The organism is Mesorhizobium sp. L48C026A00 (genome assembly GCF_000502375.1).
GTDB lineage: Bacteria > Pseudomonadota > Alphaproteobacteria > Rhizobiales > Rhizobiaceae > Mesorhizobium > Mesorhizobium muleiense.
Genome location: NZ_AYWU01000059.1, coordinates 1 through 11,677, shown reverse-complemented (window position 1 = coordinate 11,677; position 11,677 = coordinate 1). Strand labels below are relative to the sequence as shown.

The following is an 11,677-nucleotide window of genomic DNA, read 5'->3' as shown; positions in this document are numbered from 1 at the left end:
TGCTGCCGCTGCCGCTGATGCTGCCGGTGCCGCCGACGCTGCCGGTGCCGTGGTCGCCGACGCTGCCGCTGCCGGCGATGGTGTCCCTACTAGCTGTGCCTGTCGGATGGCCCTCGCCATTGGTGAGCGGCGGGCACAAGCGACATTGCTTCCCCGCCGAGATCTGGCGCTCAATCGCCTGCGCAAATGCTGGAACGGTCGCCGTTGAGCCGAAAAATGCACTTGAAATCAGCACCATACCGGTGCCGGCGAGGAGATGATGGATGGTTTTCATTGTGTTGCTCCCTAAGACTTTCACCTTGGGTTGACAATTGAAACTCAGAGCTTGTTAAATCGGTTCCCTGCCATGTCGTTCTTAGGCGGGCCGTGGCCGGAAACTGGCCGTTTGGCAAGCGCCTGGGGTTGAATTTTGAAACGCAGGCGAGCCGCTGGACGCGGATGCCGTCCGTGAAATGGCATCTAAAAATACGATGCAGGGCAGTTGGACGAGATCGGCCGCGTTAGAGTTCTGACTAGCGACCTGCAAGGTAGTAGCCCGCCACCGTGAGGCAGCGTGGCTTGTCCATGGCGAGGTTGACCATGAAGGAAATCAGCTCCCTCAGGGCGCTGCAGCCTGTGAGTTAAATGAGAGAAGGAAACTCAAGCACGCCATAGAAAGTACCAACGAGCGATGGCGTACCCTACCAAGCCCAACATTGAGAGCACATACAGAACCAGGAAAAACGGAACCACGGACGGTTGGCTGTCGAGGGCGGCGTCAGCTTCTTCCCATTGCTCAACCAGATTGCGATCCAGCCTGGCCTCCGTGACCGCCAAACCGTCCGGCCCAATTTTACCGTCGATCTCTCTCGAAATTCTATTCGTGATATCGGCTAGGATAACTGGATCCTCGGGCAGGTTGCCCGGAAACCCCTCAGGAAGTTTGTCGCCATCGTTCTTGTCTTGACCGCTCGCCAGTCAACACTGCCCGATGGCATCGAGGCTGAGGCCGCGTTGCTCTGTCTAAGGGGCTGGACGTCCGAAGAGCCTGGCGTGAAAGCAGGACCTATTTGCGTTGCATCTAGCGACCCAACGGCAGTTTTGACGCTGAGACAAGCTCGTCCTCGTCAGTGACCTCGACAGGATGCTGCGCGTCGAGCTCAGGGCGATGCCAGCGAGCCCATGCCGGCATTGTTGACCAGGATTTCGACAGCGCCGACATCAGCCCGCAGCCGCGCGACTTCGGCTGCGATGGTGAGATCGGCGACCGCGGCCTTGGCATTGATGCCTTCGGCGCAAAGCTCGGCTGCGCGATCGAGTACACGCGCGCTGGCACCGTTCAGGAAAACAGCATGACCGGCAAGGCCGAGCTGCCGCGCAATGGCAAAGCCGATGCCGTCGGCAGCACCCGCCCCGGTGATCAGCGCACGCTTGGTGGTAGAAGAAGGCATGGTCAAATCAGACTCCGCTGGTTCCGCCGTCGCGGTCTTACCACTCACATCGGGCGACGGTGCTGCGAAGAATTGCGGTGACAGTGCACTTAACTCGCCATCGCAATACATCGAGAGTGTCACGCGCGCGGCTGGCCGGACGCAACTCGACGGCTTGCATCGGAAGAGAAGCATGGCGAATTCCACCGCCATTCGTTGCGGAAGTAATGTTGCTTCGGCGCTGGATTGCATTTTCCGACTTTTCTACGGCAATTGCTTCGGCATTCTCCGCACAATGCAAGGGCGAAGCCGGGTCGGTGTAGATTTTCTGGACATCGATCACGAGGATGGCGCGTGCCACGACTTTTCCTTTCCTAGTAGCCTGAAGCCATTCCGTCTTTGCGATGATCCGAGCCCCCCGTCAGCGTACCCAATTCCCAGTCGATCCAAACGGCTTGCCCGCCCCCAAAAGGTTCTTGCGCTTCCTCCACCTTGTGTCCGAGCGCCCGCAATTCCCTTGCAGTGGCGTCGGAAAGGCCTCTTTCCGCCTTGATACTGCCCTCGCTATGGAAGAGGCGGGGACTATCGAGCGCTGACTGCACATCATGCCGAAATCCAGGACATTGGTCAGGAAGTGAACATGGCCCATAGGCTGGTAGTCGCCGCCCATCACGCCGAAGGGCATGACGGCGCGGCCAGCCCTGGTCAGCATGCCGGGCATGATTGTGTGCATCGGCCGCTTGCCGGGCGCCAGCGCGTTCGGATGGTTCGGGTCCATGCGGAAGCTCGAAGCCCGATTCTGCAGAACAACACCCGTTGAAGGGCAGGTGATTCCGCTGCCGAACGAATGGTAGGTCGAATTGATGAAGCTGATCGCGTTGCGATCCTCGTCCACCACCGAGATATAGACCGTGTCGGATCGTTTGAGTTCGACTTCCGGAAGATCGGTCATCGCCCTCTCCATGCTGATTTTCCGTCGCAAGCCGGCGGCATGGTCCTTCGACAGAAGGGCTTCGATCACGGGGCTTGAACGATCGAGTTCGCCCAGGCGACTGTCCCGCTCCCTGTAGGCAAGCCGCGCCGCCTCAACCTCCAGATGGAAGCGCCGGGCGCCGTGTGGCTCCAACGACGACAAATCATCCTGGGCCAGGATATTCAACGCCAGGAGCGCGGTCAGGCCCTGGTTGTTCGGAGGCATCTGGTGCACCCGATAGCCGCGATAATCGATCGAATCCGGAGTGACGTAGTCGCAGCGCATTGCGGCGAAATCGTCGAGGGAATGCAGACCTCCAAGTTCCTGCAATCGCGCCACGATGGCCTCGGCCACCGGTCCCTCGTAAAAACCTCTCCGCCCCAATTCAGCTACCCGTCGCAAGGTTGCCGCCAGCGCCGGCTGGACATGTGTCTCGCATGCCTCAAGCGCACGGCCTTCGCGCAGAAAGATGGCTGCCGAATGGATGTCCTGTTCCAGCAGGGCCTTGGCCTCGCGCCAGTCGAAGGCCACGCGGTCGTGCACCACATAACCGTTCTCGGCATAGTGAATGGCGGGGGCGATCACCTCGGCCAGCGTTTTCCTGCCATGGTCTCGGATCAACCGGTCCCAGGCGTCAATCGCGCCCGGAACGGAGACGGAATGAGGCCCATATGTCGGAACCTCCTCCATTCCCATCGCCCGAAAGCGCTCAATCGAGGCTGCGCCCGGCGCGCGCCCGGAGCCATTGAATGCAATCACTTTGTCCGTGCCATCAGGGCAGTAAAGCACGAAGCAATCACCGCCGATGCCGGTCGACTGAGGCTCGACAACCGCCTGCACGGCGCTCGCGCAGATGGCCGCATCCACGGCATTGCCGCCCGCGCGCAACATCTCGAGAGCCGCGTGTGTCGAGAGCGGATGGGACGTCGCAGCCATGACGCCGGTTGTTCGAACGGGCGAACGTCCGGGTAGCTGGAAGTCACGCATGTCTGTAAGGCCTGTGGAGAGTTGGGTTTCGGGTGCCCGACGGAGGATGAGCCTCCGCCGGGCACGCACGTCATTTCATGAGGTCGGTCCAGATACGGGTATAGAGTTCGTCCACCTCGGCGGGGCAGACTTCCTGCCAGCCACCGGCAGCAACATACTCTGCTGGAACCTTCAGTTCGGGCGCGGCCTTGACGTCATCACGCATGAATTCGTTGGAACCCTTGATACCATTGGCATAGGTCGCGAAGTTCGAGATCAGGGCCGCGTTTTCGGGCGCCATGATGAAGTTCAGGAACTTCTTGGCATTTTCCGAATGCGGCGCGTCGGCGAGGATTGCCGCGCTGTCCATGAACAGCGAGTAGCCCTCTTTGGGGAAGCCAAGCTTGACATCGGCATTGACCTGCCGCGCCCGGAATGCAGCGCCATTGTAGTAGAGCTGGGCCAGCGTATCGCGGCTGTCCATTTTCTCGATGCCGTAGTCCATCGAGACCCAGGACTTCTTGGCTTCGAGCAGTTTGTCCCGAACCTTTTTCAGAAGCACCTTGTCGCCGGTGCACCAGGTACCGCCCACGTAACGGATCGCCGCATAGAGCACATCGTTCTTCTCCGGCACGACATTGATCTTGCCCTTCAGTTCTTCCGGAGGGTCGAGCCAGATTGCACTGGTATTAATGTCACCCTTATAGGCGGAGGTGGCCACGACCGGTCCAATCATGCCCCACTGCCACGGCACCGAATAGTGACGGCCGGGATCCCAGCTGACATTGACCCAGCGCTCGTCGACATTCTTGAAATTCGGCATCTGGTCGGGCCGGGACTCCAGGAGAAGACCCTCTTTGACCCAGATCGGCACGAAATTGGCCGAAGGCACCACGATGTCAAAGCCCGAGCCGCCCGCCCTGACCTTGGCCAGCGCGGTGTCGTTGGAATCGTAGTCGGTCACCGTGACCTTGATGCCGGTTTCCTTCTTGAATTTTTCCAGAAGTTCCGGGCTGGTGTAGTTGCCCCAGTTGTAGAGGCTCAGTTCCTCCTCTGCGAGGGCCGCCGAACTTGCTACCGCAAGCAGCATCGCCGATGTCAGGGTCGTCAATATGGATCGCATGCTTATCACTCCTCTGTAAGGTTGATTATTTTTTGCGGTTGATCAGATGCACGGCCGTCACCAGAAGGATCGAAGGCACCAAAAGCATGGTGGCGGCGGCATTGACTTCGGGCGTCATGTCACGACGGATCTGGCCCAGCATGAAGGTTGGCAGGGTTTCCTGTCCACCGGACTTCACAAGATCGGTGATGACGACATCATCAAGGGAAACAACGAAGGCCAGCATGAAACCCGCGATGATGCCGGGCGCCAGCCTGGGAAGCGTGACATAAACAAAGGTCGTCCACGGGTCCGCATAGAGATCGGCGGCCGCGGTTTCGAGGGTCAGATCCATTCCTTCCAGCCGCGCGCGGATCGGCAGATAGGCAAAGGGGATGCAGAAGGCCGTATGCGCCAGGACCAGATAGCCCGCACCCGAATAGCCGGTGACCGATTTGACCGCCGCGAACACGATCAGGAGCGAGATGGCGGTTACGATTTCAGGAACGATCAGCGGCTGGTTGATCAGGGCGTAGGAGATCATCTGCCCGCGATAGGCGTCGGTTCGGGTCATGGCGATGGCCGCCATCGTGGCCATGACCGTCGCCAGGACGCCGACCGCGGTTGCAAGAAACAAAGAGAAGAGGGCTGCATTGATGATCAGGTCATTGTACCAGGCCTTGACGAACCAAGCGAACGAGAAGCCGCCCCAGACACCGAGCGAGGACGTCGCGTTGAAGGCGAAGACAACGAGGATGAGGATCGGCAGATAGAGAGCGACGATCGCCAATCGCGCAATAAGTCCGAAGCCTGGCTGCGCCTTCAGATCGAATGCCTGCTGGCTAGTGGCCATGGGTATTCTCCTTACCCGAGCTTCCGCGGATGTAGAAGATGAGCGCGGCTGTCACGATCAGCAGGAGGCAGATGGATAGTGCTGCGCCGAGGGGCCAGTTCCGACCCTGACCGAACTGCAGTTCGATCAGGTTGCCCATCATCATGTTCTTGCCCCCGCCCAGGACGCGTGGCGTCACATAAGCACCAATTGCGGGGATGAAGACGAGGATCGATCCGGCGATCAGGCCCGGCTTGCAGGACGGAATGACGATATGCCAAAGCACCTTCAACCGGGTCGCATAGAGATCGTAGCCGGCCTCGACGAGGGTGAAATCCATCCGCTCGAGACTTGCATAGATCGGCAACACCATGAGCGGCAGGTACACGTAGACAAGCCCCAGCAGCACGGCACCGTCGGTGAAGAGCATTTGAATGGGCTTGTCGATCACGCCGGCCCAGATGAGGACGTTGTTGATCGGTCCCTGGTTGGACAGAATGCCCATGATGGCAAAAGTGCGGATCAAGAGATTGGTCCAAAAGGGGATCGTGATCAGCAGCATCCATTGCGACCGGACCTGCTCGGGCCGGGTCGCGATGTAGTAGGCGGTGGGGAAGCCGATGAGCAGCGTAGCTAAGGTGGTCACCAGTGCCAGCTTGATGGAGCGCCAGAAGATGATGAGGTTGGCGTCGGCCAACATGAGCGTGTCGTCGAAGAGATCCCGCTCGACAAAGACGTTCATCCAGCCATCGAGGCTGAACTGACCGAGCGCGACCCCGCCGAAGGTGCCCTTTGCCATCACGGAATAGACAAGCATCACCGCAAGCGGCCCGAAAGAGGCGAACATGATCGCCACGAGGGCCGGCGCCTTCAGCAGCCAGCGGCGCCGGCTTTCGGCGGCTCGGCGCGCGGCCGCCATCTCAGCGATGCTCGACATATTCGCCTCCGAGCAGGCGGGCGCTATGGCCATGAATTCGCAGCCATACCTGTGTGCCAGGCGCTCTGACTTTCTCTCGTTCCGGGCTGTTGGTCAGACGCGCCGTGAAAATCGAACCGTCGTTCAGGCGCAGTTGAAGGCGTGTGTCCGTCCCAACGAAAACCTCGTCCTCGATGACCGCAGGAATGCTGTCCGCCGACGGCGCATCGAGGACATCGACATGTTCCGGGCGGATCAGGACTTGGACCGAGCCGGCATCTGTGATTGCCGCGCTGCTGTAAGCAGTAATGACCGTTCCGGTAATGTCGACGCGATGCCCATCCGCACCAGCGGGGCCGGCGAGCCGGCCATGCAGAATGTTGGATTCGCCGATGAAGTCGGCCACGAACCTGTCGACCGGCGCGTTGTAGATTTCCTTTGGGCGGCCGACCTGGAGCACGCGTCCGCGGTTCATCACGGCGATACGGTCCGACATGGCCAGAGCTTCCTCCTGGTCGTGCGTCACGAAGATGAAGGTGATGCCGGTTTCTGTCTGGAGCCGCTTCAGCTCGACTTGCATCTCCTTTCTCAGCTTGTAGTCCAGAGCCGACAGGGGCTCGTCGAGCAGGAGCACCTGAGGCTGCGGCGCAAGCGCACGGGCAAGCGCCACGCGCTGCTGCTGGCCGCCTGAGATTTCGCTGGTTCGCCGGTCGGCGAGCGACTCCATGCGCACCAGCTTCAGCATTTCGGCAACGCGCTCTGCAATCAGGGGCTTGGTCCATCCCAGCATCTTCAGGCCGAAACCGATGTTTTCGGCGACCGACATGTGGGTGAACAGCGCATAGTTCTGAAAAACAGTGTTGATTGGCCGCTTGAACGGCGGAAGAGGCGCGATGTCCTTTCCGTGAAGCAGGATCTGACCTTCGGTGGGAAAGCTGAATCCGGCGATCAAGCGGAGAAGCGTGGTTTTTCCGCAGCCGGACGGACCCAGCAATGTAAAGAACTCGTTTTCGGTAATGTCGATCGACACATCGTCGAGCGCCAGAAAGGTCGAGGTGCCGGTGCCGTATCTCTTATTCAGGCCGATCGCCTGGACCGCTAAGCGACGATTCGCAGTTTGCGGTTGGGCGGGTTGGGACAATGCCAGCATATCAGGCCTCGAAGGTCACGCGACCGCCGCAGACGGTCAGTGCCGGTGACAGGGTGTTGATCTCCTCGGGTGAAACGGCCTCGATATCGCCGGATAGGAGGACAAAATCGGCGAAATGACCGGGTTTGAGTTGTCCCTTCCGGTCCTCCGCGTGTTCGGCATAGGCGCCTTCAATCGTGTAGGCAGCAATCGCCTCGTGGAGGGTGAAGCTCTGGTCCGGCAGATGCGGCGCCCAGGGCTGGCGATTGACGGCTGCGTGGATGCCAGCCAAGACATCAATCCGCGCCACCGGCCAATCCGACGCGAAGACAACATGGGCACCCGCCTGCATTAAAGTCCGCCAGGCATAGGCAAGCGGCCAGCGACCCGGCCCGATGCGGGTCTTGCCCGGTTCAAGCGAGAAATCCATCACGCCTGGGGGATGGGGCGGCTGCATGGACGCGATGGCGCCAAGGGCCGCGAAGCGCGGAATGTCGTTGGGCTGGATGACCTCGACATGCTCGACCCGGTGGCGCGCGTCCCGCGGGCCATTGGCCTCCATGGCGGCCTCATAGCCGTTCAAAACCGCGCGCACCGCACCGTCGCCGATCGCGTGCACGGCGATCTGCAAACCGCGCCGGTCCGCCTCGATCGCCATTTCCGTGAATTGGGCCTGCGTGAAGAGCGGTTGCCCGGTGAAGTCAGGCCTGTCAGCATAGCCATCGACGAGATTAGCCGTATAGCCTTCGATTACGCCGTCATAAAACGCCTTGACGAAACCGGAACTCAGCCAGTCCCCGCGATAGTCGTCATTCATGCGGGACGCCTTTTCCAGCATGTCGACCGTCATGAAGTTCTTGAAATGGAAGGGAACCTTGACACGGCAGATTAGGTTGCCCTGTTCCTGGATCTCGTTGAGCAGTTCGAGTGTGTAAAGATTTCCGTCCATGTTGTGGATCGACGTGATCCCGTGCCTGGCGCACCAGGCCAGGCCGGCGCTTATCGATGCCCGGTCTAGCGCCCTTTCCTCTGGCGTTGGCGGTTCGGGCGGCTCGCCTCCCGTGGAGAGCCCCAGCGACGAACGAAAGGTGCCAGCATAGACATCGACCGGTCCGAAGGCCTCGACTTCGCGCAGTTCGCCGGTAGCAAGGCCGTCTTGGCCCATGACCACCTCGTTGCCAGGGCCCGGGGCTTTTCCATGGAGAAGCCGGACTTCCTTGAGCAGTATGGTGTTGGCCCACATCGTGTGATGGTCGAAGGCCACGAAGGCAAGGGGCCGGTCATCGAGGATGCTGTCGAGGAAATGCCGGTCGATCGGACTGCCATCGAGCATATCATAATCGGCACCCTGGCAATAAAGGACCTTCGTCTCAGGATTTTCCGCCGCGTGAGCCCGCACTTTTTCGCGGATCGCGGCTTTACCCTTCATCCCCGTCAGCAACAGGTCATTGAGGGTGGCGCCGCCGCCAAACACATGCATGTGCGCTTCGATGAAGCCTGGCAACACGCTTCGACCGGCACCATCGATTATCCGCGTCAAGTCGCCGGCAAGTGGCAGGACTTCGGTTGCGTCGCCAACAGCGAGAATTCGTCCGTTTGCGACTGCCATCGCAGAGGCCGCCGGCTTGGCCGGGTCCATGGTCAGGATTCTTGCATTGGTGACCACTATGTCCGCTTGCATTTATGACGTTCCCCGATGGCAGAAGTTGACTACAGTTTTTGAATACGTTGTTGTATACATTATGTACTTGCGAATGCGCGAGTCAACCTGTATCCATTGCCGCGTTAACGCCTGCCGGTGTTAGGAGCCCCCCATGAACGAAGTTCCCCGCGGCCATTTGCGTCAGTCGACCTACGATTCGATCAAGGCGATGATCGTCACCGGGCAGCTATCCCCGGGCAGACGAATTACGGAACTCGAGCTCGTCGAACAGCTTCAGGTTAGCCGGACGCCGGTGCGCGAGGCACTTAATCGATTGGAGCGCGACGGGCTTGTGGTCGAACGTCCCCGCACGGGATTTGCGGTGGTTCAATTTGACGAAACGATGCTCCGGAATGTGTTCGACATCCGGGCAGAGCTAGACTCCTATGCGACGACTTTGGCGATCGCCCGTATCACCCTCGATGAAGTGGAAATGCTTCGCGGCTTGGTCGCGGACTGCGAGCGCCTGGCGCAAACCGACCCATCTCCCCGTGCCCGGCTGGAAGAGATGCAGACCGGCATGGAGATCCATCGCGCAATAGCGCGATTTAGCGCCAACCCCATGCTAGCGGAAATGCTGAACGGACTTTTGGACAAGTGCCAAGTCTATGTCTGGATGGAATTGACCCAGCTAAACGACTGGAAGGTGGCGCGTGACGACCATCACATGATTGTTGAAGCGATCGCTGCCCGGGACGCCGACACAGCCTGCCGCGAATCCCGCCGTCATATCCGGCAATCGAGGGATGGCATCCTGGACCTCCTGCTCAGACAGCGCGATCTGCGCGACCTGTATCTATCCCGAAACGAGGAGTTGCAGACGCGACCGGGTCTGGACGGTTAGACTAGCGGCAGCAAGCAGACGAGTACGTCCGTCCCTGCAAGCATCTCCCGCAACCCGGCTTGGCCCTTAAGTAATTCCGTTATCGCGGAAGTCCCTAGGCGCTGCCGCCGGTTTCGCTTTCCTCGTCGATCGTTCGAACTGGCAAATAGGCGTTGGTTTCCAGCCATTCGCGCAGCACGATCTGAATGAGGTCGGACCGACCAATTTTCATTTCAGCCGCGATGGAATTGAGCGCGTCCTCCGTTGCGGGCTCAAGCGGCACGCCTGAGACGTTCCTGAGCATCAATGCGGCGCGACGCAGGATGATCTGCAGATCCGCGCGCGACATGTCCGCGATGCGATCGGAAGCTCTTCCGCAACAGATAGGCGGGTCATTCGGGCCAACTCAAAACGTCGTGCAGTTCACGGTGTTGCCGAAGCGGTTGCAAGTCGTCGTTTTCGGCTGACTGTTTTGCATGTTGGCAAATGCCGCATTCGCCCTGGCAGATGCCCTGCCGCGAGACGAAATGGATTCATTTTGGATGCATTGGGCCATGGGCGGGGTCCCTGGCTCGAAGCCGTAGGAAACGCATCGATTGCGGAAATAGGTTGCCTGTTCCGGGAACCGAACTGGCGATCCGGTACATGGTAGGCGAAGGGGTCGGTGAGCGGGCGTTATAGAAAATACGAACCGGCCAGCGCGTACCCTGCCCAGGCCAACATTGAGAGCACACACAGGACTAGGAGCCACGGAACCCCGGACGGTTGGTTGTCGAGGGCGGCGCTGGCTTCTTCCTTTTTTTCGACCAGATTGTCGTCCCGCCCGGCTTTAGTGAGCACCATACCGGAGAGCCCATTTTTCCCATCCGTCTCTCTCGAAATCCTAGTCCGAATATCTGCACGGATCACCGGATCCTCGGGCAGGCGGCTCGCAAACCATTCAGGAAGATTGTCGCCATCGTTCTTGTCCATGGCGCCAACAATGTTTTCTGCCGCCGTATGTTCCAAGTTTCTTGCGCCTTCATTCTAGCGCCCGTCATTTGCCTCGCGATGGCACATCAGGGCCGAACCGATCGCGCAGCTTTACCAGATCGAGCGTGTCACGGTGGTGACGCGGCGCTGATGGCAGTGCGCCGTCACCGTCATCTTCGCGTCGATCAGAGATTGGAACGTCCAGCCCTTTTGCCATTCGGCCGGGATGGCGCCGGTGTGGTCAGCTCGCCAAGCCTTCGTCCTGGTGGACTATCGCATCGAGGACCACTTCGTAGACACTCCCTATGTCTTCCTCGATCTCGACTTCGCCGATACCTACAGCTGCTTACTGCCGGTCCGGGCGATAGACGAGGAAAGCGAGACGGACGGCAGCGCGTAGACTGGGACGCGACCTCTATGCAGAAGACCCGCCGCTACATTTGCGAAGCGACGGGCCTCCGCCCCATTCCCCCATACCTGACCATGCAACTGCCGTGCCAGACTTATTGACCCATCGCGGGACACCTTATGGCTTCTGCGCAGGCCTGGATGTTGCAAACAAGGATATGCCAGTCGGACCAGGCTCGGCTGTGGGAATTCCCACACCGGGGAAAACATTGGAAAAATCCGCTCCCAGTTTTGCTTTCCGGAAAGCGGGGCCTGCGGCCATCAAATTTCCTTGGATAGGGAGTAAGATNGCTGACCAAACGGTGGCACGAGCGCAGCTATCGACACAACGAGCTGATCATTTCCCACGGCGACACTGGTCGCGAAGTCTACTTCCTGCTGGAAGGACGGGCTCGCGTGACACTGGTTTCAGCGGACGGCAGGGAGATAGCGTATCGCGATGTCG

At 59.8% G+C, this 11,677-nt stretch carries 13 protein-coding genes and 1 pseudogene; 3 read left to right on the top strand and 11 right to left on the bottom strand.

Going from position 1 to position 11,677, the window contains the following annotated elements:
* The 9 genes and pseudogenes from X738_RS0144925 to X738_RS79475 form a co-directional block, all read right to left on the bottom strand.
* On the bottom strand, positions 1 to 274 hold a 274-nt coding region (locus X738_RS0144925; RefSeq protein ID WP_031257097.1), incomplete at its 3' end, for a hypothetical protein.
* An 865-nt stretch (positions 275 to 1,139) separates the two neighbouring features.
* Positions 1,140 to 1,430, bottom strand: coding sequence for an SDR family NAD(P)-dependent oxidoreductase (locus X738_RS0144920; protein ID WP_031257096.1), 291 nt, complete (start codon positions 1,428 to 1,430; stop codon positions 1,140 to 1,142).
* Between the two features lie 37 nt (positions 1,431 to 1,467).
* A complete protein-coding gene (locus X738_RS86540) occupies positions 1,468 to 1,770 on the bottom strand; it encodes a hypothetical protein (RefSeq protein ID WP_084833979.1) in 303 nt (100 codons plus the stop codon).
* Positions 1,771 to 1,783: 13 nt separating this feature from the next.
* A pseudogene (gene ggt, locus X738_RS79500) lies at positions 1,784 to 3,369 on the bottom strand (gamma-glutamyltransferase).
* A gap of 70 nt (positions 3,370 to 3,439) precedes the next feature.
* Positions 3,440 to 4,471, bottom strand: a complete 1,032-nt coding sequence (locus X738_RS79495; RefSeq protein ID WP_023804035.1) for an extracellular solute-binding protein — start codon at positions 4,469 to 4,471, stop codon at positions 3,440 to 3,442.
* 25 nt (positions 4,472 to 4,496) lie between these two features.
* Positions 4,497 to 5,303: an ABC transporter permease gene (locus X738_RS79490; protein WP_023804034.1), complete on the bottom strand. Its 807-nt coding sequence runs from the start codon at positions 5,301 to 5,303 to the stop codon at positions 4,497 to 4,499.
* Positions 5,293 to 6,219: an ABC transporter permease gene (locus X738_RS79485; protein ID WP_023804033.1), complete on the bottom strand. Its 927-nt coding sequence runs from the start codon at positions 6,217 to 6,219 to the stop codon at positions 5,293 to 5,295. The genes X738_RS79490 and X738_RS79485 overlap by 11 nt, the downstream gene beginning before the upstream one ends.
* Complete coding sequence (locus X738_RS79480; RefSeq protein WP_023804032.1) at positions 6,203 to 7,348, bottom strand: ABC transporter ATP-binding protein; 1,146 nt, start codon at positions 7,346 to 7,348, stop codon at positions 6,203 to 6,205. Before X738_RS79480 ends, X738_RS79485 begins: the two co-directional genes overlap by 17 nt.
* Before the next feature lies 1 nt (position 7,349).
* Positions 7,350 to 9,008: an amidohydrolase gene (locus X738_RS79475; protein WP_023804031.1), complete on the bottom strand. Its 1,659-nt coding sequence runs from the start codon at positions 9,006 to 9,008 to the stop codon at positions 7,350 to 7,352.
* A gap of 133 nt (positions 9,009 to 9,141) precedes the next feature.
* Between X738_RS79475 and X738_RS79470 the strand changes: the two genes are divergently transcribed.
* Positions 9,142 to 9,873, top strand: coding sequence for a GntR family transcriptional regulator (locus X738_RS79470; protein ID WP_023804030.1), 732 nt, complete (start codon positions 9,142 to 9,144; stop codon positions 9,871 to 9,873).
* 94 nt (positions 9,874 to 9,967) lie between these two features.
* On the opposite strand, the gene X738_RS79465 is transcribed toward X738_RS79470, so the two are convergent.
* Both X738_RS79465 and X738_RS79460 read right to left on the bottom strand, forming a co-directional pair.
* The gene (locus X738_RS79465) at positions 9,968 to 10,201 is read right to left on the bottom strand and encodes a hypothetical protein (RefSeq protein WP_023804029.1); all 234 of its coding nucleotides are present in this window, start codon (positions 10,199 to 10,201) and stop codon (positions 9,968 to 9,970) included.
* A 326-nt stretch (positions 10,202 to 10,527) separates the two neighbouring features.
* Positions 10,528 to 10,860: a hypothetical protein gene (locus tag X738_RS79460; RefSeq protein ID WP_156942770.1), complete on the bottom strand. Its 333-nt coding sequence runs from the start codon at positions 10,858 to 10,860 to the stop codon at positions 10,528 to 10,530.
* A gap of 199 nt (positions 10,861 to 11,059) precedes the next feature.
* Here X738_RS79460 and X738_RS86535 point away from each other — a divergent pair, with 199 nt between their 5' ends.
* Complete coding sequence (locus X738_RS86535; RefSeq protein WP_198032953.1) at positions 11,060 to 11,224, top strand: hypothetical protein; 165 nt, start codon at positions 11,060 to 11,062, stop codon at positions 11,222 to 11,224.
* 299 nt (positions 11,225 to 11,523) lie between these two features.
* Positions 11,524 to 11,677 (top strand): cyclic nucleotide-binding domain-containing protein (locus tag X738_RS84115; protein ID WP_156942771.1); only part of this gene is annotated, 154 nt, incomplete at its 3' end.

Bases quoted from the DNA above. Each gene is read 5' to 3' on its own strand.
- X738_RS0144920 (WP_031257096.1), bottom strand. From the start codon at position 1,430: ATGCCTTCTTCTACCACCAAGCGTGCGCTGATCACCGGGGCGGGTGCT.
- X738_RS79495 (WP_023804035.1), bottom strand. From the start codon at position 4,471: ATGCGATCCATATTGACGACCCTGACATCGGCGATGCTGCTTGCGGTA.
- X738_RS79490 (WP_023804034.1), bottom strand. From the start codon at position 5,303: ATGGCCACTAGCCAGCAGGCATTCGATCTGAAGGCGCAGCCAGGCTTC.
- X738_RS79485 (WP_023804033.1), bottom strand. From the start codon at position 6,219: ATGTCGAGCATCGCTGAGATGGCGGCCGCGCGCCGAGCCGCCGAAAGC.
- X738_RS79480 (WP_023804032.1), bottom strand. From the start codon at position 7,348: ATGCTGGCATTGTCCCAACCCGCCCAACCGCAAACTGCGAATCGTCGC.
- X738_RS79475 (WP_023804031.1), bottom strand. From the start codon at position 9,008: ATGCAAGCGGACATAGTGGTCACCAATGCAAGAATCCTGACCATGGAC.
- X738_RS79470 (WP_023804030.1), top strand. From the start codon at position 9,142: ATGAACGAAGTTCCCCGCGGCCATTTGCGTCAGTCGACCTACGATTCG.
- X738_RS79465 (WP_023804029.1), bottom strand. From the start codon at position 10,201: ATGTCGCGCGCGGATCTGCAGATCATCCTGCGTCGCGCCGCATTGATG.